23 protein-coding genes are annotated in these 25,316 nt (G+C 29.1%); 4 read left to right on the top strand and 19 right to left on the bottom strand.

Features of this window, described 5'->3' with window-relative positions; translation table 11 throughout:
• Nucleotides 1-2: 2 nt before the first annotated feature.
• Nucleotides 3-1,181, bottom strand: a complete 1,179-nt coding sequence (gene coaBC, locus LRR82_RS04475) for a bifunctional phosphopantothenoylcysteine decarboxylase/phosphopantothenate--cysteine ligase CoaBC (RefSeq protein ID WP_249030330.1) — start codon at nucleotides 1,179-1,181, stop codon at nucleotides 3-5.
• A complete protein-coding gene (locus LRR82_RS04470) occupies nucleotides 1,182-1,784 on the bottom strand; it encodes an ECF transporter S component (protein WP_249030329.1) in 603 nt (200 codons plus the stop codon).
• 203 nt (nucleotides 1,785-1,987) lie between these two features.
• On the opposite strand from LRR82_RS04470, the gene LRR82_RS04465 reads away from it, so the two are divergent.
• Complete coding sequence (locus tag LRR82_RS04465; protein ID WP_249030328.1) at nucleotides 1,988-2,533, top strand: NADH peroxidase; 546 nt, start codon at nucleotides 1,988-1,990, stop codon at nucleotides 2,531-2,533.
• Nucleotides 2,534-2,628: 95 nt separating this feature from the next.
• Here LRR82_RS04465 and LRR82_RS04460 read toward each other — a convergent pair whose 3' ends face one another.
• The 4 genes from LRR82_RS04460 to LRR82_RS04445 all read right to left on the bottom strand — a co-directional run bounded on the left by LRR82_RS04460 (nucleotide 2,629) and on the right by LRR82_RS04445 (nucleotide 6,114).
• Complete coding sequence (locus tag LRR82_RS04460; RefSeq protein ID WP_249030327.1) at nucleotides 2,629-3,351, bottom strand: DUF421 domain-containing protein; 723 nt, start codon at nucleotides 3,349-3,351, stop codon at nucleotides 2,629-2,631.
• A gap of 6 nt (nucleotides 3,352-3,357) precedes the next feature.
• Entirely contained in the window at nucleotides 3,358-3,867 is a 510-nt protein-coding gene (locus LRR82_RS04455; RefSeq protein WP_249030326.1) for a flavin reductase family protein, read from the bottom strand.
• Nucleotides 3,868-4,133: 266 nt separating this feature from the next.
• Nucleotides 4,134-5,840, bottom strand: coding sequence for an IS1634 family transposase (locus LRR82_RS04450; protein WP_249030325.1), 1,707 nt, complete (start codon nucleotides 5,838-5,840; stop codon nucleotides 4,134-4,136).
• A 136-nt stretch (nucleotides 5,841-5,976) separates the two neighbouring features.
• The gene (locus LRR82_RS04445) at nucleotides 5,977-6,114 is read right to left on the bottom strand and encodes a hypothetical protein (RefSeq protein WP_249030324.1); all 138 of its coding nucleotides are present in this window, start codon (nucleotides 6,112-6,114) and stop codon (nucleotides 5,977-5,979) included.
• 277 nt (nucleotides 6,115-6,391) lie between these two features.
• On the opposite strand from LRR82_RS04445, the gene LRR82_RS04440 reads away from it, so the two are divergent.
• A complete protein-coding gene (locus LRR82_RS04440; protein WP_249030323.1) occupies nucleotides 6,392-7,456 on the top strand; it encodes a branched-chain amino acid aminotransferase in 1,065 nt (354 codons plus the stop codon).
• Nucleotides 7,457-7,548: 92 nt separating this feature from the next.
• On the opposite strand, the gene LRR82_RS04435 is transcribed toward LRR82_RS04440, so the two are convergent.
• Nucleotides 7,549-8,877, bottom strand: coding sequence for a citrate synthase (locus LRR82_RS04435; protein WP_249030322.1), 1,329 nt, complete (start codon nucleotides 8,875-8,877; stop codon nucleotides 7,549-7,551).
• Nucleotides 8,878-8,947: 70 nt separating this feature from the next.
• Nucleotides 8,948-9,208, bottom strand: coding sequence for a hypothetical protein (locus LRR82_RS04430; RefSeq protein WP_249030321.1), 261 nt, complete (start codon nucleotides 9,206-9,208; stop codon nucleotides 8,948-8,950).
• Between the two features lie 160 nt (nucleotides 9,209-9,368).
• Here LRR82_RS04430 and LRR82_RS04425 point away from each other — a divergent pair, with 160 nt between their 5' ends.
• Both LRR82_RS04425 and LRR82_RS04420 read left to right on the top strand, forming a co-directional pair.
• Entirely contained in the window at nucleotides 9,369-11,606 is a 2,238-nt protein-coding gene (locus LRR82_RS04425) for an HAD-IC family P-type ATPase (RefSeq protein ID WP_249030320.1), read from the top strand.
• Between the two features lie 110 nt (nucleotides 11,607-11,716).
• On the top strand, nucleotides 11,717-13,030 hold the full coding sequence (locus LRR82_RS04420) for an amidohydrolase (protein ID WP_249030319.1): 1,314 nt from the start codon (nucleotides 11,717-11,719) through the stop codon (nucleotides 13,028-13,030).
• A 19-nt stretch (nucleotides 13,031-13,049) separates the two neighbouring features.
• Here LRR82_RS04420 and LRR82_RS04415 read toward each other — a convergent pair whose 3' ends face one another.
• The 11 genes from LRR82_RS04415 to LRR82_RS04365 form a co-directional block, all read right to left on the bottom strand.
• On the bottom strand, nucleotides 13,050-15,545 hold the full coding sequence (locus LRR82_RS04415; protein ID WP_249030318.1) for a translation factor GTPase family protein: 2,496 nt from the start codon (nucleotides 15,543-15,545) through the stop codon (nucleotides 13,050-13,052).
• 83 nt (nucleotides 15,546-15,628) lie between these two features.
• On the bottom strand, nucleotides 15,629-15,889 hold the full coding sequence (locus tag LRR82_RS04410) for a hypothetical protein (RefSeq protein ID WP_249030317.1): 261 nt from the start codon (nucleotides 15,887-15,889) through the stop codon (nucleotides 15,629-15,631).
• Between the two features lie 61 nt (nucleotides 15,890-15,950).
• Complete coding sequence (locus LRR82_RS04405) at nucleotides 15,951-17,330, bottom strand: aminopeptidase (protein WP_249030316.1); 1,380 nt, start codon at nucleotides 17,328-17,330, stop codon at nucleotides 15,951-15,953.
• A gap of 107 nt (nucleotides 17,331-17,437) precedes the next feature.
• Nucleotides 17,438-18,664: a hypothetical protein gene (locus tag LRR82_RS04400; protein ID WP_249030315.1), complete on the bottom strand. Its 1,227-nt coding sequence runs from the start codon at nucleotides 18,662-18,664 to the stop codon at nucleotides 17,438-17,440.
• Entirely contained in the window at nucleotides 18,654-19,355 is a 702-nt protein-coding gene (locus tag LRR82_RS04395) for a LytTR family transcriptional regulator DNA-binding domain-containing protein (protein ID WP_249030314.1), read from the bottom strand. Before LRR82_RS04395 ends, LRR82_RS04400 begins: the two co-directional genes overlap by 11 nt.
• A gap of 176 nt (nucleotides 19,356-19,531) precedes the next feature.
• The gene (locus tag LRR82_RS04390; protein ID WP_249030313.1) at nucleotides 19,532-20,107 is read right to left on the bottom strand and encodes a nitroreductase family protein; all 576 of its coding nucleotides are present in this window, start codon (nucleotides 20,105-20,107) and stop codon (nucleotides 19,532-19,534) included.
• A 69-nt stretch (nucleotides 20,108-20,176) separates the two neighbouring features.
• Nucleotides 20,177-20,896, bottom strand: a complete 720-nt coding sequence (locus LRR82_RS04385; RefSeq protein ID WP_249030312.1) for a YdcF family protein — start codon at nucleotides 20,894-20,896, stop codon at nucleotides 20,177-20,179.
• Nucleotides 20,883-22,082, bottom strand: coding sequence for a diphosphate--fructose-6-phosphate 1-phosphotransferase (locus LRR82_RS04380; RefSeq protein ID WP_249030311.1), 1,200 nt, complete (start codon nucleotides 22,080-22,082; stop codon nucleotides 20,883-20,885). Before LRR82_RS04380 ends, LRR82_RS04385 begins: the two co-directional genes overlap by 14 nt.
• An 11-nt stretch (nucleotides 22,083-22,093) precedes the next feature.
• Complete coding sequence (locus LRR82_RS04375) at nucleotides 22,094-22,858, bottom strand: DeoR/GlpR family DNA-binding transcription regulator (protein ID WP_249030310.1); 765 nt, start codon at nucleotides 22,856-22,858, stop codon at nucleotides 22,094-22,096.
• A 75-nt stretch (nucleotides 22,859-22,933) separates the two neighbouring features.
• Nucleotides 22,934-23,668, bottom strand: a complete 735-nt coding sequence (gene deoC / locus LRR82_RS04370; RefSeq protein ID WP_249030309.1) for a deoxyribose-phosphate aldolase — start codon at nucleotides 23,666-23,668, stop codon at nucleotides 22,934-22,936.
• A 198-nt stretch (nucleotides 23,669-23,866) separates the two neighbouring features.
• Nucleotides 23,867-25,291: a 6-phospho-beta-glucosidase gene (locus tag LRR82_RS04365; RefSeq protein WP_249030308.1), complete on the bottom strand. Its 1,425-nt coding sequence runs from the start codon at nucleotides 25,289-25,291 to the stop codon at nucleotides 23,867-23,869.
• Between the last annotated feature and the right edge of the window lie 25 nt (nucleotides 25,292-25,316).

Raw genomic sequence — 25,316 nt, 5'->3', positions numbered from 1 at the left:
AACTAATTCTCCTTACTTAACGTTAATAATATTTCTTTACTCAGTTCATCTTTTGTCATTAAATCCAACTCTTGAACATTGTCTTTGGTAATAAAGAATACTTTATTGGTATCCACTTGAAAACCAGCTCCAGATGTTGTTAAATCATTAGCAACAAGTAAATCACAGTTTTTTGTAATACACTTCTTTTGGGCATTTTCAATCAAATTTTCAGTTTCCATTGCAAAACCACATAGTTTTTGCTTCGTTACATGATTTCCTAGAAAAGCCAAAATATCATCATTTTTTTGACACTCAATGAATATATCTTGATTTCCTTTTTTAATTTTATTACTAGCTACTGTCTTGGCACGATAATCACCAACTGCAGCTGCTTTAATAATAATATCTTGTTTTAAATAACATCCTTTTACAGCTTCCAACATCTCGCTAGCGCTAACTACTGAAATATGTTGAATACCATAAGGTACTTTTAGATTCACCGGGCCACTTATCAATGTTACATCACAACCTAATTGAAATGCTTTTTTTGCTAATGCATACCCCATTTTACCACTAGAATGATTTGTTATATAACGAACAGGATCGATTGCTTCTTGCGTTGGTCCCGCAGTAATTAATACTTTTTTATTTCTTAAAAGCTTTTCTTCCAAACAGTAATCAATCATTTCTTTGATATCTTCCATATCCGCAAGTTTCCCTCTACCGACATCTCCACAAGCTAACAAACCATTGCCAGGTTCAACAAAAGTAATACCATAACTTAAACAACGCTCAATATTTCTTTGTGTAGCTAGATTGTCATACATAGCCGTATTCATAGCAGGGGCTATTAATTTCTTACAAGTGCATGCAAGAAAAGTAGTAGACAACATATCATCACATAAACCATTCGCTAATTTAGCTAATGTATTAGCAGAGCAAGGTGCTACTATAAATAAATCAGCTTTTTTAGCTAATTCTATATGTTTTATTTGGTACCCTTCTGATTTATCGACTACATCAATATAAACAGGTTTTTTAATTAATGCTTCGAAGGTCATTGGTTGAATAAATTTAGTAGCATTTTTAGTCATGACTACTTCAATATCATACCCTAATTTTAATAAATCACTTACTAATTGCGCACTTTTATATGCTGCAACACTACCACAAACTCCAATTAGAATTGTTTTTTTCATCTACTTACCTCCTAAAGATAAAAGTGGTTTAGCCACACTACAACTAATAAAAGATCCTAATAATGCCTCTACTACTGCTTGAATACCTACTACAGTAATAAAATACATTAATAAAGTATTTACCTCAATCCCTATTGTTTGACTATAAGTAGTACCAAAAATAAAATAAATTCCTCCTAAAACAAATATAGTATTTGTAAAAGAACCAATAATACCACTAATAAACATAATAAGTCTTTTCTTTTTCGATATCTTTTGTAAAACAATAAAACTAACACCACTTAAATACCCACATAAAACTCTAGGAACTATTGCAATAACCAAAGAAAGTAAGTTACCACTAATAAAGGGTGAAAAAACAAAAGATGTCACAGTCGGATTCAATGTCGCATTAATAAGTGAACATAATCCAAACACAAGCCCAATTACACCACCACCACTAGGACCTAAAACAATCCCTGCGATAATAACTGGAATATGCAAAGTCGTTGCATTCATAAACCCTAAAGGGATAAACCCAAGAAAGGGAACACATACAAGGATGATTTCAATCGCTATAAAAAAAGCATATAAAACCATTGTTTTTGTTTTTTTATTTCTCATTTTTCCTCCAACTACCGTTTATTTCTAATACGGTGTCCAATACATTAAATTTGTTATTTAATGAATAAAGTTAGTACAAGTTACTACTTATTTAAATAACACAAACATTATAATATTTTACTTAATAAAAAGAAAGCAAAATAGTTTTCTTTTTCAATCAATTGGTCTATAATTAAAGCGTATTAAGAAGGAGGAAAAGGAAAATGGCAAAATTTGTATGTACAGTATGTGGTTACGTTCACGAAGGAGATAGTGCTCCAGAAATGTGTCCAGTATGTAAAGTACCAGCGAGTAAATTCGCAAAACAATCAGGAGAAATGACTTGGGCAGCAGAACATGTAGTAGGTGTTGCAAGCGATGTTCCTGAAGATATTAAAGCAGACTTACGTGCTAACTTTGAAGGAGAATGTTCAGAAGTTGGTATGTATTTAGCAATGAGTCGTGTAGCTCATAGAGAAGGATATCCTGAAATTGGTTTATATTGGGAAAAAGCTGCATTCGAAGAAGCAGAACATGCTGCTAAATTTGCGGAATTATTAGGAGAAGTATTAACTGATTCTACTGAAAAGAACTTATCAATGCGTGTAGAAGCTGAAAATGGTGCTACTCTAGGTAAAGTTGACTTAGCTACTCGTGCAAAAGCATTAAACTTAGATGCTATTCATGATACAGTTCATGAAATGGCAAGAGATGAAGCTAGACATGGTAAAGCATTTGCTGGTTTATTAGCTAGATATTTTGGTAAATAATAACAAATCTTAAAACACATCATAACTGATGTGTTTTATTATACCTAAAAAGACGTTACTTACTAAAGTAGCGTCTTTGTTTCTATAAAAACAGATTATTTTTCTTTGCTATATAGAAATAGTTGATTATTTTCTAACTTATATAATAATAAAACATCACTTAAGAGACATTGGTGTTTTGTAAGATAAAGCTCTAACCATTTTTCATGATGACCACTTTGATATAAAACATCTTTATTTATTATTCCTTCTTGAACAATAATTTGAATAATTGATGTTGGTTGATGATTTAATGACATATCATTTATTTGAATTGTACGATACTTAGATTTAGGTAAAACACTAATTTTACCATTTGCTTCTAAAATAATAGTATCTACTTCATTTAAATAAAAATATCCTAACATCCTACATTGCATCAATAATTCATCCAAATCCATCTTTGCTTTTTCTAACATATTATTTTGTATTCTGTTATTTTTAAATAAAATAACAGCTTTACCTTCTACCAGATAACGAAACTTTCTATTCTTTATTGAATATTTTGATACCAAAATAGTTACTGTAGTATAAATTAATAACGCTACTAATAATCGAATAGGTTCTTTATCTCCAGTTAGTATAAACTCACAAGCAATGGAACCAATTGTTATTCCATTAATATAATCATACATGCTTAATTCACTTACTTGTCTATATCCCATTAGTTTTGTTAAAAAGAACAAAACGAATAGAGAAATAAAAGGTAAGATTATTATATTTATATATTCCATTTTATCACCAATAGAAGTATGTCCTAATCTTGATAAAAAAAACATAGAAGATTATTCTTCTATGTTTTGATAAATAGATTCTATTTGGGCAATATACATATCATGAATACCACCTTTTGTATAGTTTTTGGTAAAAATACTTTGATCTAAAAACTTTTCTTGTTTTAAACTATCCACATATAATTTTTTACAAATCATCATATGTGTCCCTTCTTGAAAGCTAGGTAAATCTTCTATCATTTCCACATGAAAATCTACTTCTTTGATTTTATCTCCATCACGTCCAGATTTCGTTCCTAAGATTCCTAATTCTTTTTTATAACCATTAAAAAAAGTAATCGTAAAATAATCAGTTTGATCAATAAACTCTTTTGTATAACGTTCCGGTCTAACAAAAACAGTAGCAACCGGTTTAGACCATAAAATACCTAAACCTCCCCATGAAGCAGTCATTGTATTAACCACACCATCTTTGTAACCAGTTATTAATAGCCATCCTTCTCCAATTGAATCAAATGGGTTTAAATCAAATTCTTTGATTGTTGTTTTTTTATAAGCCATATTTTTCCTCCTCCTTATTTATATGTTTGTATAAAATAATAATTCTATTAAATATTTTTACGACTTGTTACTCTTTTTCTATATAATACTCTGTGTTTTAATTTCTTGTTTTTCAATAAATGAAGCTAAATATATTTTATCCCCTTTTGTATATAGTATATAAAAAATAATTAAAAAGTAAATGAAATATTTGATGATACGTTATCACTGATAAAAAAATGTTGTATACAACCTGACTTTTGGAGTTGGACAATAAAAAATGGTGCTCACACCCTGTGTGAAAGCACCTTTTTAATTTGGGTTTTAGTTAAGAAATAGTTATCGATCGGTAAGTCTAGTTTATTAGTCATATAATCTGTTTCCGATGATTTTTGTGTTATATTAATATATCGATTACCAGGTTCTTGGATAACTCTAAAATCTCTCATGAACTTAATGATTCTACTAGAGCTCAATTCATTATTAAACAATTGATACTGTAGTAATCGTAAAATAAGAACACTGATATAACAGATTAAGAAATGCCCTTTGATACTATCTTCTTTTTGTAGAAAAACAGGTCGAGCATCTAAGTCTGTTTTCATAATGCGGAATGATTCTTCTATCTTCCATAAGTTATGATATGTTTGATATATTTCTAAGTCATCCATATTCTTTTCGGATGTAACTAATAAGTTATATCCAGCTAGGTCTTTATCTTTTTCTATTTTTTCAATATTCATTGTTAGTGCAATCTTATCATCCACAACTTCTCCTTCGTTTGTAGAATTAAAAACTACATACTTCGATGATTCACCATATTCTGCTTTCTTTGCTTGACTAGCACAAAGTCCAGATGCTTTCATTACCATTTTGTTTATTTCTGCAATTTGTTTTTTAGCTAATGTAGGGTTATAGGTAACTATTCTTTTTTCTCGAACTCGAAAGGAATGAGTTTTTTTATTTTCATCAGTATAAGAATAAGTAAATAAATCAATGGTAGACTTGTATTTATATTTTACTTTTCCGTTGGAATCTAATACATCTATATAGTCATTTTCTAGTAGAACCCATACCTTTTCTTTTTCAGGTAATTGCTTTACTGACTTAGAAAACAAATAGCCATCCCCATTTTTCATAGCGATATGTATGTTTTTAGCACAATTCAAGCCTTTATCAGCTACTTGGATTGTTCTTCCTTCCACTCCTAATCTGTTTTTCATTATTTTAACAGAATCACGAATAACAGGTTTTTCAGATTCATTCCCTGGATACATCTTCATACCAATAGGAATTTGATTGGAATCCAATAATAAGCCCATGCCTATAATAGGATCTTTTCTGTTTTCTTTAGAAGGGCCTTTTTTTCTAAAGCTATCACAACGATCAATTTCAAAATAAAAATTAGTACAATCAAAGTAAACCTTATCGGTTACTATTTTATAAAAACGAGATAAACGAGTATTAATGATTTCTATGATTTTTTCATAGTTATAACCAATAAAGGCTATACCATCATACATTTGACTTTCAGAGTATTGAAAAGAATCAAATAACTTAGGAAGAATAGTATGAAAAGTCTTTGTCTTGGAACAAGGACATAGTAACCTAGCATATACTAGAGAAGTGACTAACTCATAAATAGAATATTCAAATTTACGATCACCTTGAAGGATATCTATATACTTTTCAAGATTTAAACGATAGAAGATTGACTTAGCTAAAAAGTACCCAAGATACTTTTCAGGTGAATCACCTATCTTCATCACTGTTTCTTTCTCTTTTTCTTTTTTTCTATCTTCATTCATTTGTTTCACTTTATCTTTATAGAAAGCAATTGGGTCAGGTATCTCATCATTAGTGAGAGAATTAATATTACCAAGACTTTGGAAACATTTATGAGAAGTTTCCTTTGTTCCCTTATTATAATAACTTTCATAGATTTGTAGGTAAGTTCCATTTTTTCGTGTTGTTTTTTTCAAAAAATAAGCCATAACACACCCTCCTAAATTCAAGCACCATTTACACCATTAATTATACCACAAATAAATAAATAAAAAAAGTTTTTTCTATCAAAAAACCCTTATATTTCAATGATTATTGAATTGTATGTGTCAGGAAAAATGGTGCTCAAGTGTCAAAGACGGGTGAAGCAGTCATTGTATTAACCACACCATCTTTGTAACCAGTTATTAATAGCCATCCTTCTCCAATTGAATCAAATGGGTTTAAATCAAATTCTTTGATTGTTGTTTTTTTATAAGCCATATTTTTCCTCCTCCTTATTTATATGTTTGTATAAAATAATAATTCTATTAAATATTTTTACGACTTGTTACTCTTTTTCTATATAATACTCTGTGTTTTAATTTCTTGTTTTTCAATAAATGAAGCTAAATATATTTTATCCCCTTTTGTATATAGTATATAAAAAATAATTAAAAAGTAAATGAAATATTTGATGATACGTTATCACTGATAAAAAAATGTTGTATACAATGTCAAATAATAGTATAATAATTTAAAAATATAGGGAGATAAGATTATGGAAATAAAATTTGATAAAGCAAACGTTTTAAAAGAAAAACCAGATCAAAATAATCTTGGTTTTGGGAAATATTTTACAGATCATATGTTTATGATGGATTATACAGAAGGTGTTGGTTGGCATGATGCTAGAATTGTTCCTTATGGACCGATTCCAATGGATCCAGGTTCAATGGTGTTACATTATGCTCAAGAAACATTTGAAGGATTAAAAGCCTATCGTCACCAAGATGGGAAAGTGACGTTATTCCGTCCTTATATGAATGCTGCTAGAATGAATCGTTCAAATGATAGATTATGTATGGCAAACATTCCCGAAGATATGTTTGTTGAAGCAATTGATGCATTATTAAATGTTGAACAAGAATGGATTCCAAGTGTAGAAGAAACTTCTTTATATATTCGTCCTTTTATGTATGCTACTGAAGTAAATGTAGGAGTTCATGCTGCGAAAACTTATTCTTTTGTTATTATTCTTTCACCTGTAGGTGCATACTATAGCGAAGGTGTTAATCCAGTAAAAATATGGGTTGAAGATGAATATGTTCGTGCTGTAAAAGGTGGTACTGGTTTTGCTAAATGTGGTGGGAATTATGCAGCAAGTATCATTGCTCAAGAAAAAGCGGAATCAAAAGGATATACCCAAGTATTATGGTTGGATGGCGTTGAACGTAAATATGTTGAAGAAGTTGGTACAATGAACGTTATGTTTGTAATTGATGGAAAAGTAGTTACTTCTCCTCTTCAAGGATCTGTTTTACCTGGTGTAACTCGTGATTCAATCATTACACTATTAAAATCATGGAATGTTACAGTAGAAGAAAGATTACTTAGTATCGATGAATTATACAAAGCAGCACGTAATGGTAGCTTAAAAGAAGCTTTTGGTACTGGAACTGCAGCAGTTATTTCTCCTATTGGACAATTATGTTATAAAGAAGAAGAAATTATTATTAATAATTTTGAAACTGGTGCTTTAACACAAAAAATTTATGATACATTAACTGGTATCCAATGGGGAAATCAAGAAGATGTATTTAATTGGAATCATGAAGTAAAATAAATAGTTTCCTTGACCCTAGTTCAATCGAATTAGGGTTTTTCTTTCATTAAAAAAAGTAGAAAATATTTTCTACTTTTTTATAACTTATAAAATTAAGAACGTTTATCTCTGTCTTTATATTCTTGTTTGTCTCCTACATATTTAGCGGCTGGACGAATGATACGATTAGAGAATAATTTATTTTCAATATTATGAGCTAACCACCCTACAGTTCGACCAATAACAAACATTAGTGTATATAGTTCACTTGGGATTTCTAACATATCATAAATAAATCCACTATAGAAGTCTACATTAGCACAAACAGCGACACCCTTTTTTTGATAAATAGTTTCTATCGCTATTTTTTCAAAACGTTGATAGAATAAATACTCCTCTTCACGTCCTTTTTCAATAGCTAAAAGATGACATTGTTTTGATAATAATTGACATCTAGGATCACTTTTTGTATAAACTGCATGCCCTATTCCATAAACCAATCCACTATTATCATTAAATGATCCATCTAATATTTTACAAACCACTGCTTCTATTTCTTGATCACTAGCCTGGCAATCCATTACATTTAAGACTGTTTCCATCTGCTTTTTAACTGCTAAATTTGCACCACCATGTCTAGGTCCCTTTAAAGAACCAATTGCTCCAGCAAAAGAAGAATAAATATCAGTCCCTGTAGAACTAATAACAACATTAGTAAAAGTAGAGTTATTCCCACCACCATGATCCGCATGCAATACCAAACATAAATCTAATATATAAGCCTCACTTGCAGTAAACTCTTTATTATCACGCAATAAATGTAATATATTTTCTGCAATAGATAATTCTGGATGAATTTGATGGATAAATAAACTTTCTTTATCATAGAAATGAACTTTAGAGCGATATGCATAACATACGATAGAAGGAATTTTTGCTATTAAATCCAATCCTTTATCCATCGTTGCATCAACTGATATATTATCAGCATCATGATCATAACAATAAAGCATTAATACTTCTTGTTGTAATTTATTCATTAAATTCTTACTAGGAAATCCTAATAATCTTGCTTCTAAATATCCTTTTGGTAAAACATATCGTTTTGCTAATTCTGTTTTAAAAGATTCAAGTTCTTTTTCATTTGGTAAATAACCAAATAAAATCAAAAAACATGTTTCTTCAAACAAAAAACGTTGTGATTCGTTCTTAACAATATCTGCTACATCGACCCCACGATAAAACAGACGTCCTTCACAATCATGCTTATGACCATCCTCCATATAATATCCAACAACATCTGCGATTTTCGTTAATCCAACAAGCACCCCCGTACCATCTTCATTACGTAAACCTTTTTTTACTTCATATTTTTTAAATAGATTATTATCTATTTCATTTTCTTTCTCCCTATTTGTTATAAAGTTTTTTAATTCTTTCATAACCCGTCCCCCTTTATGTTTTCTCATTATAGCATAAAGAGATAAGATTGTATACAATCTTATCTCTTTATTATAACTTCATTTTCTTTAACCTATTGATAATATCTCTTGTGTTTTTATATTTTTCATGGATAACAATTTGTTCCATTGATTTGTTATATTTTATATTTTGGCATCTAGAATAATTATCCCCCGATAAAACCGATCTAGATACATGCTTTCCTATGCTACGATGTGTCATATCTGGGATATTCCGATTCGTCAACATCTCTCGATGTTGATACTCATTAGATACCCTTACAATAGTATTCCCCGATACTTGTATCCTCACCCTTGAAGTTCCCCCTAAAAATATACATTTATTAACAACACTTGCATAATATACTAAAATTAACAAAAAGAAAACATTTTTTTAACAAAATTTAAAATATTATAGAATCTGTTTTTTTCTTATGTTTTCTAGTGTATACTCAATTTAAGGAGGTGAGAATATGTATCTAAACGATCAACATTATCAAGGATTAACAAATCAAGAGGTTTTAATTAAAATCCAAAATAACGAAGTTAATTCTAAAATCGATTATAATACAAAATCATATCGTTCTATTGTCCTTAAAAATGTATTTACTTTCTTTAATTTTATTAATTTTATCTTATTTTGTTGTGTATGTTTTGTTGAATCTTATCATAATGGATTATTTATTTTTATTATTCTCACTAATACTACCATCTGTATCATTCAAGAAGTAAAAGCGAAAAGACTACTCGATCAAATATCTTTTTTAGAACAATCTTCTTATCAGGCTATTCGTGATTATGATTGTGTTGAAATAAACCAAGATAGACTAGTAAAAGATGATCTTATTATCTTATATTCAGGTCAACAAATACCATGTGATAGTATTCTATTACAAGGTACGATTGAAGTTAATGAAGCAATGTTAACAGGTGAAAGTAACTCAGTAATAAAAACAATTGATGATATAATTTATTCTGGAACTTATTTAATATCAGGAAAATGTGTTGCGAAGATTCAATGTGTTGGAAACGAGAACTATATAAACCAACTTACTAAAAAAGCAAAATTACAAAAATCACCTATTTCTAAATTAAAAGAAAGTATCCAAATGATATTGAAAAAGATTTCTAAAATCATTGTACCTTTAGGTATTTTAATTTTTTGTAAACAATATTATATTACAAACCTAACTTTGGAACAAAGTGTGGTTAATAGTGTTGCTGCTGTTTTAGGAATGATTCCTGAAGGTCTTGTTTTGCTTATTTCAATTACGTTAAGTATTAGTATCGTTACTTTATTAAGAAAAAAAGTTTTGGTACAGGAATTGTTTTGTATTGAAACATTAGCCTATGTGGATACTCTTTGCTTAGATAAAACAGGTACAATCACAACTGGCCAATTAAAGGTGTATGATACTATCTCTTATCATTGTTCAAATATAAATGAAATCATTTCCAATATGTTATTTTCATTAGAAGATACCAATAGTACTTCCATTGCGCTGCAAGCTAGTTTTCTGCCAAAATCAACCTATCAAACTACCTTTGTTTTGCCATTTTCTTCTAAAAGAAAATATAGTGCTGTTCACTTTGAAAACTTAGGTACTTATTATTTAGGTGCTTATCAATCCTTGTTTTGTAATCAATATAATCAAGATGTAGCATATTATGCAAGTCAAGGATATCGTGTTTTAGTATTAGCCCATAGTTTGGATGCCATTCAAGAACAAAATGTTCAAAATTTACAACTATTAGGAATTATTTTATTATCCGATTGTCTGCGTGATAATGTCAAAGAGTCATTAGATCGTTTCCAACAACAAGGTATTCAATGTTATGTGTTATCTGGTGATGATCCTTTAACGATTGCGAATATTGTTAAAACTGCAGGATTGGATGCAAGTCGTGTTGTAAATGGCTTAGAGTTAGATTCAAAAAAACAAATAAAAGAAGCATTAGAGAAATATAGGCTATTTGGTCGTGTCACTCCAGAACAAAAACAAGAAATAGTTTCTTGTTTAAAAGAAATGAATCATACAGTTGCTATGACTGGAGATGGTATTAATGATATTTTAGCTTTTAAGGAAGCTGATTGTTCGATTGCTTTTAATAATGGAAATGAAGCTTGTAAGCATAGTGCAGATATTGTTTTATTAGATAATCAATTTGATTTAATTCATGATGCCTTAAATGAGGGAAGAAGAGTTATTAATAATATTACTGCTAGTGGATCCATGTTTTTAATAAAAACTTTCTTTTCTATTATTCTTTGTATTATTACCATTGTATTTGGTACAACTTATCCATTTGTACCAATACAATTATCTATTCTATCTTCTTTTGGTGTTGGGATTCCTTGTTTTTTATTAGCATATGAAAAAAATTATAACCTTGTTACAAAACCATTTTTACAAACAGTTATTTTTAATGCCTTACCTACTTCATGTACCATCGCAATTACATGTTCGCTATTAGTGAATGTTGGTTACTATACAGGATATGATACTTCTCTATTATGTACCATTTGTGTTTTATTTGCAGGTTGGAATTATATGATTGCTTTAAAAGATACTTATAGTCCTTTATCTCGCTATCGTAAAATAATTGTTATTGTTATGCAATTTGGTTTTTATGCTACATTATTTATCTTTAGAGATTTTTTATACTTAACTAATATTCCTTTTGGGGGATTATCTTATGTATTATTTTAGTCCTACTATCTAGTCCTATGAAACAATTTTATTTAAGGTTAGTAAACTATCTTTTTAAAAAAAGAAACAAAAAATCTAAAAATAAGTTATAATAGAAACGAGGTGAGCATATGTATACACAAATAATAAATCTAGCAAACAAATACTATCCTGAAACTGTTCAACTACGACGTGATTTTCATAGAAATCCTGAAATTGGTTGGTTAGAAATGCGTACTAGTTGCATTATCAGTGAATATTTAGAAGAACTTGGTTATCAGGTAATGACTGGAAGAGATGTTATTTGCCATAAGTCTCGAATGGGATTACCATCAAATAGTGCATTTGAAGAACATTATCAAAGTTTAAAAGATTCTGGTTTTTCAAGTAAGTATTTAGAGCTTGTGAAAGATGGTTTTACAGGTGTGGTGGCAACTTTGGAATGTGGTCAAGGTCCGACTGTTGCAATGCGTTTTGATATAGATGCATTGGGTGTCAATGAAGACTGTTCTTTATCCCATTTCCCTTATTCAAATGGTTTTCAATCAAGTAGTGAGAATATTATGCATGCTTGTGGTCATGACGGTCATATTGCTATTGGACTAACAACTGCAAAAATAATAATGAATATAAAAGAACAATTACATGGTACCATTAAGCTTATTTTCCAACCTGCTGAAGAAGGTGTTCGTGGTGCAAAAAGCATGGTTAAAAAAGGCATTTTAGATGATGTGGATTATTTATATGCTGCTCATATTTTTCCACGGACAGACAATGATAAAAATGCGGATTGTTATGGGGGTATGAATGAATCCTTTGCCACAACAAAACTGGATGTTACGTATCATGGGGTTTCCACCCATGCTGCAGAGACTCCTCAATTTGGCCGTAACGCTATTCTATCAGCTGCTGCTTGTATTACAAATTTACACTCCATTCCTCGTAACAGTAATGGTTGTACTCGCATCAATGTTGGGACAATTCATGCTGGAACTGGAAGAAATGTAGTTGCTGAAAGTGCAAAATTAGAAATTGAAGTACGCGGGGCTAGTACGGAATTAAATCGTTATATGGAAGTTTATGCTCGTGATGTCATTCAAGGTGCTGCAATCATGCATGATACCCATGTAGAAGTAGAAGAAATGGGAAAAGCTTATGCCCTGTCTAGTGATGAATCCTTCATTCAACATATTTTAGACATTTCAAATCAACATTTAGGTGGGATTGAATTTAGTGAACATATGTATAGTCCTTTAGGAGCAAGTGATGATTTTTCATATATGATGTATTATGTTCAAGTACATGGAGGGAAATCGACTTATCTAAAATTGATTAGTGATGGTATTGCCACTTTGCATAGTACTAATTATGATTATGATGAAATAATCTTGAAAAAAGGAGCTATTATTTTTTCAAGTATCGCTTATTCTTTATTAAACAAATAAAAAAACGCTTATGCGTTTTTTATTTTGAAATAATTTTTGTTGCATTTGATTTTTTAAAGTGTTGGTATTCTAAAACAAGTTCTCGACTCGACATTCTTCTAGCCCCTTTGGCTAGTGAAATAGTTTGTACTAATCCATCACTAGAAACAACTATTATTTGATATTCATCAAGAAATTGTGTCATATTTCTTTCGATATACATATCCGCTGTTTGTCCTTCTTTTGTAAAAGCAACTTCTATGTTGGAATATTTATTAATCGATCCTCTTCCCTCTTTTACTTTATAAGCATCAAAAACAGCACATATACGTATATTTCGATACCCTTGATAATCACATAACATTTCAATTAAAATATCTCTGGCATCTTCCACCGAATCAAAAATAACATCTTTTGTTTTTTGCCATGCATGAATCACATTATAGGCATCTACAAACATAAATATTGGTTTACTCTTTACTGTATTAGAAGGCACTATACTAGGTGTTTTTTTCGTTTCTTCAAAAAGCTTAGTTTCCACTTTTCCATAAGTTCTCTCAAAAATAGTTTCTAAATCCCAATCACTTGAAGTCATCTTTGTATAATGAGAAGATTTAGTTTCTTTTTTATAATTTGTTACGATATGTTGGTAATCACAAACTTTCTCTGGAGCAACATAAAATCCAGCTCCATGACTACAAAAAATAGACCCACAAGGAAAATTAGTATCTGCTAGGGCATCATAACTTTGTTCTTGAATAAGATTAGATTGATTGATAACTTCTTTATATCCATAAAAAGAAGATTGATATTCAACTTCTCCTTTAAAGGTTGATTGAATATAGGTTGGATAGTCTTGAAAATATTGTACTGGTGCAATTCCATGAAAAACTGTATTTCCATTAGTATCCACACTCATTGTATATGTTGCTTGTTTGTTATCTAAGTCAAACATTATTTTTGATAAATAATGATTTGGTGAAGATATTGTTATATTTTGATAAGGTTCTAATAAGATAGAATCCCCTAAATAAAGAGCATTACGTAAAGCTCGTATCGTAGCTTCATAAAAATCGCCACCTTCTGTATGTTTCAAATGTGCTTTTCCAGCAATTAAAGTAATCTTTAAATCAGTTAATTCTCCAGCAGTTAAGACACCTGGAATCGTATTTTCTTTTAGTATCTTTGTGATATAGTTTTGATATGCCATTGATAAATCATCTTGGTGTACAACACTATTTATTTCTATCCCTTTTCCAAATTCATTAGGTTCTACATACAATTGAACTTCACTATAATGACGTAATGGTTCAAAATGACCAACACCGATTATACCATTTCTAATTGTTTCTTTATAAATGATTTGTCCTGGCATAAACTGAACATCCATTAAAAATAAATCTTTTATTGTTTGTTTCACTACTTCTAATTGAACTTCTCCCATTGCATGAATAGAAAGTGTTTGTTGTTGATCATAAGTTAGTTTTAACTGTGGATCAATAATTTGTAATCTTTTAAGTTTAGGAAAAACTTCAAAGCTATCAACATCTTTTGGTAAAATAATTTGATAATTCATATAAGAAGTTAAATAGACTTCTTGACGATTATTTTCAAATCCTAACCCATATCCTGCCTGTAAATTAGGAATCCCTTTCACCACACAAATAGTACCTGCTTGTACTGATTGTACCATTTCATATTTATTAGCTTGATAGATCCTAATTTGATCTACTTTATTTCCTTCAAAAAGAACAGTTTTATTTTCTAAACAACCACCCGTTATTTTTAAATGAGTTAAGCGATTACCAAACTCATCAAAACTAATTTTATAAACTCTTGCACCAAATCCTTTTGAATATTCTATTATTGGATGATATCGATATATTCCTTCTAAAAGTTCTTCAATACCTTTATTTTTTAATGCTGAACCATTAAAACAAGGAACTATCTTTCTTTGTTGAACTAATAATTGAATATCTTGATCATCTATTTTATTTGTTTCTAAATATTTTTCTAATAAAGAATCTTCTATAACTGCAATTGATTCTAATAACTTATCTTTCTCTAAAGAAAAATCAATTACTTCAAGATTACATTTATGTTGAATTTGTTCTACTATTTCATCTTTTGATAAATAAGAAATATCCATTTTATTAATAAATAACATTGCTGGTACTTGATAATGATCTAATAATTTAAAAATAGTCTCATGATGGCTTTGTAAGCCATCTGTGCCACTTATTACGACAATTGCCATATCTAATACTTGCAATGTTCTTTCCATCTCACAAGAAAAATCAAGATGACCTGGTGTATCCACCAAAGTAATCGATAATTCACGATAATTAGTAGATACTTCTTTTGAATAAATCGTAATTCCTCTTTTTCTTTCCATATTATCAAAATCTAAAACAGCATTACCATGATCTACTCTACCCATATCTTTTATTGCTCCACATTGATAAAGTAAAGCTTCACTAAGTGTCGTTTTCCCAGCATCAACATGAGCTAATATCCCAATATTTATTTTCTTCATTGTAAACCTCTTTTCTAAAAATAAAAAAGCAATACTAAGATTACTTTTTATTAAAAAAATTATAGCATAGATTCTATCTATTGTTATAAGTATTTTGCATGAAATTGACACGGATTTTTTTTATGATAAATAATCTTTATATTTTTTATTGGAAAGGATTGTGAAGTATACTCCTTTATTCCTTGTTTTGTAAGGATATACTCTAAAGGTTCATTATCACTATCCATCCCTTGAATTATTTGACCATCTTTTGTTTCAAAACTATACACTAAATAATGAAGTTGCTTGATTCTCCTTACCTCCACCACTTGTCCTAAAACACGTTGTTTTCTATTTAATAACATAAACTCACCCTTTCATAGAATATGTTTTAAAATAAAAAAAATGAGTATTAATTACCCATTTTTATGCTTTTTCTAAGAATAGTTTATAAGCAAGATATGCTTCATATAAATCTACTTTTGAAATAATTTCCCATGGAGCATGCATATTCAAAACAGCAACACCAGCATCAATTACATTCATACCATAGTTTCCTAGTATATAGGCAATTGTACCTCCACCACCTTGGTCTACTTTTCCAAGCTCTGCAGTTTGATAATGAATATCATGATCATCCATAATCTTACGTAACGTTGCTACAAACTCAGGATTCGCATCATTACATCCACTTTTTCCTCTAGCACCAGTATATTTATTAAAACATACTCCTTGTCCTAAAAAAGCAGCATTTTTTTTATCATTTACATTTGCATATAATGGATCATAACCAGCACTTACATCACTAGATAACATTTTTGAATTAGCCATTGCACGACGTACTTTTAAGAAGTTTGTTTCCCCCATTAAATTCATCATTTCACCAACAACATTTTCAAACCATAATGATTGTGCACCAGTTGCCCCAACACTACCAATTTCTTCTTTATCAACCAATATAGCACAAGTAGTATAATCAGCTACACCTAAATCAAATGCAGCATACATAGAAGCATAAGCACAAACACGATCATCATGACCATATCCCATTACCATACTTCGATCTAAGCCATAATCTCTAGCTTTTCCACTAGGTACTATTTCTATTTCAGCAGAAATAAAATCTTCTTCTTCAATATCATATTTATCTTTTAATAACTTTAAGATATTTGCTTTTACACTATCTTTTTCTTTTCCTTTTAAAGGCATAGAACCTAACGTAATATCCAAGTCTTCCCCTTCAATAACATTAGCAGCTTTCTTTTGTAATTGATCTTGAGATAAATGAATTAATAAATCACTAATCCCAACTACAGGATCATTATCATCTTCTCCAATTACAACATCTATTGAAGTACCATCTTTTTTACAAACAACTCCATAAATAGATAGTGGCAAAGTAACCCATTGATACTTTTTAACACCACCATAATAGTGAGTATCTGCCATTGCAAATCCATCACTTTCATAGATTGGATTTTGTTTTAAATCCAAACGAGGAGAATCAATATGCGCTCCTAAAATTCTTAACCCTGCTTCTAAAGGTTTTCTACCAATAACAAAACTAGCAAAATTCTTATCCATATTTGTAATAAAAACCTTATCTCCAGTTTGTAATGCTTCATTATTTTTAATCATAACAGATAAGTCTTTATATCCTAATTCAACTGCGATACGAACACTTTCCTTTACACAAGCTCGTTCTGTTTTTCCAACAGTAATGTAATGCTTATATCCTTGTGAAAATTCCATTACTTTTTCTAAGTTTTTTTCATCATACTTTTCCCATGCATTCTTTTTATACATTTAAAGTACCTCCTTTATTCTCTCAAGATTATAGCATAAGATAATTGTTCCTAACAAGGAACATTATCATTTTTTAATTGCAATATAAATTTAACTATCTTTTTTAACTATAAAAATAAAACAGGTGCATCATTTCGATTAAAAGACATAGAAATAGAAATATCTTCCTCTATCTCTATTTGACACTTTCCATTTAAGTTATGGACCTTATCCTGTATAAAACTAAAATCACCATGAATCATCGATTTACTACAAGTTGCCATCACCTTAATAACTGTAAACTGATTTTTCTCGATCATAGATAAATCTATATCTGTATTATAAATACAAATTTTATCCATCCTTTCTAAAATATCACACATCAAAGTAACAAATTCTAAATTATCATAAAACTCATCACAACTAATAAAAATTCCGATCTTACAAAATCTACCAGATTGCATTAACTCATTTAATTTTGTTGTCATTGCAACATCAAAAAAAGGATTATCAGTAATAAATAAAGAAGAATACTTCGATAAGTTTTGAATATAATTATCAACTAATACATCTACATCATAACTATCACTATGTTCCTTAATATCTAATAACACAACAGTTAAAGCATGTTCCATTTCTGCTATTTCTTCTCGTAATTGATGAATTTTATGATAAGTAACACTCGTATTAAATTCTTTTTGCTTTTCTAAAACAAGTTTCAATTCTTTTTGTTCTAATATTTGTATTTGGTAATAAAGATAAATAATTCCAACAAAAGCAAAGATTAAAAATAACAAAGTTAAACTAATATAAAAATCATCTCTTATAAAAAGATACCAAGCTAACGTAAAAATAGCTAACAACATGGTTAATTCTATAAAAACAAAACTAGTTACTTTAATATCAATAAACTTAACTTTTTTACTTTTTATAAAATATAAATAATTAATAATTGATACAACATATAACAATATTGCCAATGTTTTAATAATCAAACATAATTCTTTATTATAATACAATTCTTCAAAAGATATATTGATAACAAATTGTGCCATTACAAAAGTAAAAACATTACAAGATATAATAAACAAAAGTCCAATAAACAAAGTAGCTAATACATAAGACGTTATTTTTAATTTCATTATTTTAAAGCTTAATAATAAAGCTATTATTAAAAAAACAAAGAAAAGTAAAATATAATAACTATCTAGTCCAACTGTAACAACACTCAACGTGAAAACACCAAAAAATCCAAACATAATAAAAAATATATCATACTTTACATGATGAAAAAACATCAAAAAAATACAAAAAACAAACAAATATATTGAAGACAATAATATATCATATACCATAAATTAAATTCTCCTTATAAGCATCTATCATCTTATCATAGTATTGCCTATCTACCCTTAAAACCTCTCCATTCACTAATATAATATATTGACTACCAATATAATTGATTTTATCAATATTAATAAAACATGTTTTTTTAATTGGAATAAGCGTAGCCTCTTTTAATTCTTCAACAATATCTTCAATTCTCCCAAAAATTAATACTTTTTTATCAATCATATTAAATAATGTTTCATAACCATAATCCTCAATATAGATAACATCTCCAAATTTAAGCTTAGAAAGTTGACTATTAAAAGTAGTCTTTATGAAATGATTTTTCTTTTCAATAAACTTATTAATAAATACAAATAACTTATCTAAGTCTCTTGCCATCCTATTTTTTCTAATAAAAAATATCGGATTTAATGAAGGAATATTTTCCACCATACCAATAGAATCACAAATAAAAACAAAGATTACTTGATTTTTATTTTTATGGATATACTTTTCCCATAAGTTCATTTTGGTCTCACTCAGTGGATAGGAATATTGAATAAAATAGATATCATATTCATTATTGCTTTTATTAAAAATTTCTTTTGTACTTTGTGAATGAATCATAAAATCATTATTAATATCATAATCTTTTATATATTTTACTAATTGACTGACAATATCTATTTCTTCATAATACACTAATACTCGCATTTTCATAACCTCCCAAATAATGAAAAACACAATACCTACTATTTAAGTCTATTTTACTTGCATTTATCACTTATTACAAATGATTTTTTTCACATGAAAGTTAGAATATGAAAAAAGTATTGATTATAAGGCAGTTATTTCAATAAAAAAAAGAATGTTTTTTTATTGAACATCCTTTAAAGAATAATATCTTCTAATTTTCTTTTTGGTACATAATGAGTATCGTTTTCATCTCGGTAATAATTGGTTGGTTGCCCTTCATTCATATCTACCAAATTAACTACTTCATCCACCTTCCCAATCGCAATAATTAGTACTGGTGTAAAATTTTTAGCTAGTTGCAAAGCTTCTTTTACTTTATCAGGATTGTAGTTTCCAATCATACATCCTCCCAGTCCCATATGAGTTGCTTGTAGTAAAATTGTTTGAGCAACGATCCCAACATCTTTTTGATACCTACTAATAGCCTCACTAATAGAAAGATCTTGGCAAATAACAATAAATGCAGTTGGCTCTTTTCCTGGATGTGGCAATGTAATATCTGGTAATGCTCTAGCCCATCCTGTTAATGGTTGAATCCTATTTACTATTTCTTTTTGATAAGCTAAAAAATATTTAAATGGTTGGACATTAACACTAGCGGGTGCTAATCTTGCACAATCTACCATTTCTAATAATTGTTCTTTTGTTACGACATAGCTATTATCAAAATTACGATAACTACGATTTTGTTTGACTAATTTTTTAAACATCTTCTTTTCTCCCTCTTTTTTAATAGTATAAAGCAAAATGTAGAAATAAGAAAACAGTTTCCTGTTTTCTTATTTACGAATCGATGTTTGATATTCTTTTTTTAAAATAGAATAACTGTTTTCAACATTTTTTGGTATATCTTGGTGACAAATATAATTTGCTCCTTTTGGACCATAACCAAATTCATCATCATAGATACGTGACATTTCTCCTAGTGTTAAGGATAGATAACGATCTATTGGCCATTGATCTATTGCTTTATTTACTAATTGTAATTGATTATCTATTATCTTTACTTCTGGTATAAAGGCACAGAAATTAGAAAAACAAATATTAGGATATTGTTTCTTTGCTGTTAAATCTATTCTTCTTTGTAATAAAGGATCGTGACATAGTAATACGGTTTGTACAGAAATGTTTTTACTTTCTAATTCTTGAAACGCATAACTTATGTTCAATCCACAATTAGTAGAATTTTGTTCTAAAAGAATAGAATCATCTTTATTAAAAGTTATTTCAATATATTCTTTTAGTAAAGCAGCTTCACTTTTGTTTTCATGGCAAATACATCCTGGTAAGTTCTTGATTAATAAATCTGTAGTATGGCCTATTCCTCCGGCAATCATAAAATAAGTAGATTGTCCTTCAAGATACAATTTGTATGCAGCTAAAGATACACTAGGAATAGCACTTCCTAAAACTAATATCAAATCATAGTGTTTGTTTGGTTGATAGTCATGGAAAGCTAAAAAATCGGTGACTATATTAAAATGTTTATCGTATTGCATGCAACAAACTATATTGCATTAACTCAATATTTCCTGATTTATATATTAATGGAGCTACATAATCAATAAACTCTTTTTTAATTAATGCATTTTCCTTATCAATCCATTCTTGTGGAAATGGTTTCACTAGATTCGCTACTAAATGAATATCTACATCTCCCGTTATAAATTTTTTATCTTGATAGTTAATGTTTACCATCACTCCTGTTTTATTTTCTAGTGCTATATTAACGCCATGATATCCTAATGCTACAGCATTATCTAAATCTAATTCACTAGCTAGAGAAGCACTACATCTTTGTAACGTACTTAATTGAATAGCTCTTACTTTACATTCTACCTTAGAATCAATTTGTCTTTTTAAATAACTTGCACTACCAGCATTAATACGATGACCAAAAGCATCCACTTGAATACTTTTATCTGTTTCAATACATTCACCAAATTCATCACGTACTCCTTCACTAATGGCAATAATTAAGTGATTTTTAATTTTAAGTCGTTTTTGAATTGCTTTTACACAGTCATCTGTATGGAATGGTACTTCAGGCATATAAATAAAATCAATCATTCCACTATATACTTCATTTACTATTTGTGCTGAAGCAGTTAACCAACCTGCATCACGGCCCATAATTTCAACGATTGTAATTGATTTCATTGGATATATTTGATTATCTAATGCTATTTGTGACAAGGTAGTTGCTACATAATGACATGCTGAAGGATATCCAGGAGTATACATTGTATTAACTAAGTCATTATCAATTGTTTTTGGTAAACCAATGAAATGAATTGGAGAATTTATTTCTTTGGCATAGGTGCTTAGTTGTTTTATTGTATCCATGGAATCATTACCACCAATATAAAAGAAATCAGTAATTTCTTTTGCTTGTAAAATATCAAATATTTTTTGAATGTACTGTTGACCATCATTTTTTAATTTAAAACGACAAGATCCTAAATACATAGCTGGTGTATGAATTAATTTATATAATTCATATGGTTGTTCAAAACGACTTAATTCAATAATATTTTCATTTAAAAGTCCTTCAATACCATTAATCATTCCATATATTTTATCAAAATGACATTGATTTGCTCTTTCAATAATACCTGCAAGTGTTGCATTAATAGCAACAGTAGGACCTCCAGACTGTCCAATAATACATCTTCTATTATTCATAACATTCCCCTTTATTTTACTAGAATAAAATTATCCGGTAATTCATCTTCTAAATATACATCCGATTGATTTGAAATAATTCCATCAAACTGACTACTACTAATAAAATTACAAAAACCCTTTACTTGAAACTTAGAATTATCAACTAACATATATTTATGAATACCTAAATCAAAAGCTTTTTGCTTTACTGCCATCGTATCCATTTCCGTAGTATAAATCATCTGTTTTTCAATATCAATACCTGAACAACTTAAAAATACATGATCAAAATTAAATCTTTCTAATGTAGATAAAGTAATTGGTCCAATAGACATATTATACTTAATAATATACTTACCACCAACCATAAACAACTCTGCATCTTCATCCTCAAAAGCATTCGCAATAAGTGTACTATGTGTTACTATTTTTATTTTTTTACCTCTTAAATATTTTAACATACTAACAACTGTAGTACCTCCATCTAAAAAGATACAATCACCATCTTTAACAAAAGAAGCTGCTTTTTTACAAATTATTTCTTTTTCAAAACCATTTAAATCAAATCTTTCATTCATTGTAGTTTCATCATTATAAGAAATAATTCTTTTTTGTTTCATGCTCTTAGCACCACCATGAACTCTTAATAAAAATCCTTGTTGTTCTAATTCTTCACAGTCTCTTCTAATCGTTGTTTCCGTAACAGCTAATAAATTAGATAACTCTTTTGTTGAAACAAAGCCTCTTTCATTTGTTATTGCAATAATATTTTCAAACCTTTGACTTGCTAACATCTTCTCACCTCTGCTATATTATATCTACCTTTTCTATGAAAAGAAAGAGTTTCATTGCTGAAACTCTTTTAATATTTAATAATTATCGCTACTAACTCCATTTTCGTCTAAACCAAGTACTACCGGTACTGATTTATATCCTACTCCCATACGATCAATACCCATATCAATTAATTGTAAAAAGTGTTCTCTAGTACGAATACATCCACTACCTTTTACTTTACATTTACCATCTACTTCATCCATCATTAATTGAATTGTCTCAACGGCTGCTCCATGTGCTTCAAATCCAGTTAAGAATCCAGTACTAGTTTTTACAAAATCAACACCAGCTTCTACACAACATTTACATGTTTGTTTGATTTGTTCTTGATTTAATGCATCTGTTTCAAAAATAACTTTAATTTCACGATTATATTTATGGCATGCTTCTACACAAGCTTTTAAATCAGCAACCACTTTATCATATTGTCCTGCACGAATATGACCATAGTTTGCTACGATATCTACTTCTCTTACTGTATCATATTTTGCTACCATTTCAATTTGTGCTACTTTTGAAGCTGTTGAACTAGTTCCAAAAGGGAAATCACAAACAGGACATAACATTGTATCACTTCCTAATACATATGGTTGACATAGTTCCATATATAAAGGATTAATACAAATAGTAGAACATCCTAATTTCACTCCATCTTTTGTTAAGGCAACAATTTCTTCTTCCGTAAATTCTGGTTTTAATACTGAATAATCAATATAAGTTGCTAATTCTTTCACACTCATTTTTGCTGCTGATTTGGTTGGTTTCATTATGTTTTCTTGGATAACGAATATGTTTGTTTTTGTTTGTTACCCTTCCTCCTGAACACACTATAACAAATAAACGAACATTTGTAAAGCTAATTTGTTTATAATTTAATATATTTGTTTGTTTATGTTTGTTTTAATCAATATATCTACCAAATTTTAAATAGATTATATTAAAAAAAGATATAAGCATGCTTATATCTAATTTAAATCTTCACCATTACTACTAATTACTTTTTTATACCAATAAAATGATTTCTTTTTACTACGTTCTAATGTTCCATTACCATAATCATCCTTATCAACATAAATAAAACCATAACGTTTTGACATTTCTCCACTACCAGCACTTACAAGATCAATACATCCCCATGTGGTATACCCTAACAAATCAACACCATCTATTTCAATCGCATCTTTCATTGCTTTAATATGTTCTCTTAAGTATTCAATACGATAATCATCTTGAATTGAACCATCTGCTTCTACAGTATCGTATGCTCCTAATCCATTTTCAACAATAAATAATGGTTTTTGATATCGATCATAAATACTATTTAAGGTAATACGTAATCCAAGAGGATCAATTTGCCATCCCCAATCACTAGCAGTTAAATAAGGATTTTTTAAAGTTTCAAAAGCATTTCCTTCTGTAGTTCCATTTTTTAATGGATCAGCGCTAGTTAAACGACTTGAATAATAAGAAAAAGAAATAAAATCAACTGGATTTTCTTTTAATAACTCTTTATCTCCTTGTTCCATAATAGGCATTGTATCTTCACGTTCCATTTGTAATAAAGCATATTTTGGATATTCTCCTCTTGCTTGAACATCTACAAAGAAATAACCTTCTCTATCTTTTTGTAAAGCTTTAAAGACATCCTTAGGATCACATGAGTAAGCATATGTATTTCCAGCAGCTAACATACATCCAACCATAATAGAAGGATCAATTTCATGGGCTATTTTAGTAGCAAGTGCACTTGCTACTAATTCATGGTGAATAGCTTGATATTTACCTTTCATTTCTGTTTCTTTATCAACAAATAAACCTGCTCCCATGAATGGTAAGTGTAATATAATATTAATTTCATTAAAAGTTAACCAATATTTTACTAATCCTTTGTATCTTGTAAATAATACACGACATAATCTTTCATAAAATTCAATTAATTGACGATTCTTCCAACCACCATATTCTTTAATTAGATATACAGGTATATCAAAATGAGTAATTGTTACTAATGGTTCAATGTTATATTTTTTACATTCTTTAAAAACATTTTCATAGAACAATAAACCTTCTTCATTAGGTTCTAATTCATCTCCTTTAGGAAAGATTCTAGACCAACCTATTGACATACGGAATGTTTTAAATCCCATTTGTGCAAATAATGCAATATCTTCTTTATAACGATGATAGAAGTCAATACTTTCTAATCCTGGATAATTTTCTCCTTCATCAAAATCTAATGTATTAATAAGTCCAGCAGTCATTGGTACACGATTCTTACCATGTGGGATGATATCCACATTTGCAAGTCCTCTACCACCTTCATTCCATCCGCCTTCTAATTGGTTAGCAGCAGTAGCTCCACCCCATAAAAAATTATTTGGAAAACTCATTTAACTTCCTCCTTTATTTCTGTTT

Origin of the sequence: Tannockella kyphosi, assembly GCF_021054785.1 — a bacterium.
In the GTDB taxonomy this organism is placed as follows: Bacteria; Bacillota_I; Bacilli_A; order Erysipelotrichales; family Coprobacillaceae; genus Tannockella; species Tannockella kyphosi.
The sequence above is the reverse complement of the archived record's forward strand: the minus strand, read 5'-3'. Positions and strand labels throughout refer to the sequence as shown.

Coding starts and splice junctions, on each gene's coding strand:
- LRR82_RS04395 (WP_249030314.1), bottom strand. CDS start 19,355: ATGCGAGTATTAGTGTATTATGAAGAAATAGATATTGTCAGTCAATTA.
- coaBC (WP_249030330.1), bottom strand. CDS start 1,181: ATGAAAAAAACAATTCTAATTGGAGTTTGTGGTAGTGTTGCAGCATAT.
- LRR82_RS04365 (WP_249030308.1), bottom strand. CDS start 25,291: ATGAGTTTTCCAAATAATTTTTTATGGGGTGGAGCTACTGCTGCTAAC.
- LRR82_RS04425 (WP_249030320.1), top strand. CDS start 9,369: ATGTATCTAAACGATCAACATTATCAAGGATTAACAAATCAAGAGGTT.
- LRR82_RS04415 (WP_249030318.1), bottom strand. CDS start 15,545: ATGAAGAAAATAAATATTGGGATATTAGCTCATGTTGATGCTGGGAAA.
- LRR82_RS04405 (WP_249030316.1), bottom strand. CDS start 17,330: ATGTATAAAAAGAATGCATGGGAAAAGTATGATGAAAAAAACTTAGAA.
- LRR82_RS04450 (WP_249030325.1), bottom strand. CDS start 5,840: ATGGCTTATTTTTTGAAAAAAACAACACGAAAAAATGGAACTTACCTA.
- LRR82_RS04460 (WP_249030327.1), bottom strand. CDS start 3,351: ATGTTTTTTTTATCAAGATTAGGACATACTTCTATTGGTGATAAAATG.
- LRR82_RS04455 (WP_249030326.1), bottom strand. CDS start 3,867: ATGGCTTATAAAAAAACAACAATCAAAGAATTTGATTTAAACCCATTT.
- LRR82_RS04440 (WP_249030323.1), top strand. CDS start 6,392: ATGGAAATAAAATTTGATAAAGCAAACGTTTTAAAAGAAAAACCAGAT.
- LRR82_RS04385 (WP_249030312.1), bottom strand. CDS start 20,896: ATGCAATACGATAAACATTTTAATATAGTCACCGATTTTTTAGCTTTC.
- LRR82_RS04435 (WP_249030322.1), bottom strand. CDS start 8,877: ATGAAAGAATTAAAAAACTTTATAACAAATAGGGAGAAAGAAAATGAA.
- LRR82_RS04390 (WP_249030313.1), bottom strand. CDS start 20,107: ATGTTTAAAAAATTAGTCAAACAAAATCGTAGTTATCGTAATTTTGAT.
- LRR82_RS04410 (WP_249030317.1), bottom strand. CDS start 15,889: ATGTTATTAAATAGAAAACAACGTGTTTTAGGACAAGTGGTGGAGGTA.
- LRR82_RS04465 (WP_249030328.1), top strand. CDS start 1,988: ATGGCAAAATTTGTATGTACAGTATGTGGTTACGTTCACGAAGGAGAT.
- LRR82_RS04420 (WP_249030319.1), top strand. CDS start 11,717: ATGTATACACAAATAATAAATCTAGCAAACAAATACTATCCTGAAACT.
- LRR82_RS04470 (WP_249030329.1), bottom strand. CDS start 1,784: ATGAGAAATAAAAAAACAAAAACAATGGTTTTATATGCTTTTTTTATA.
- LRR82_RS04445 (WP_249030324.1), bottom strand. CDS start 6,114: ATGGCTTATAAAAAAACAACAATCAAAGAATTTGATTTAAACCCATTT.
- LRR82_RS04400 (WP_249030315.1), bottom strand. CDS start 18,664: ATGGTATATGATATATTATTGTCTTCAATATATTTGTTTGTTTTTTGT.
- deoC (WP_249030309.1), bottom strand. CDS start 23,668: ATGAAACCAACCAAATCAGCAGCAAAAATGAGTGTGAAAGAATTAGCA.
- LRR82_RS04375 (WP_249030310.1), bottom strand. CDS start 22,858: ATGTTAGCAAGTCAAAGGTTTGAAAATATTATTGCAATAACAAATGAA.
- LRR82_RS04380 (WP_249030311.1), bottom strand. CDS start 22,082: ATGAATAATAGAAGATGTATTATTGGACAGTCTGGAGGTCCTACTGTT.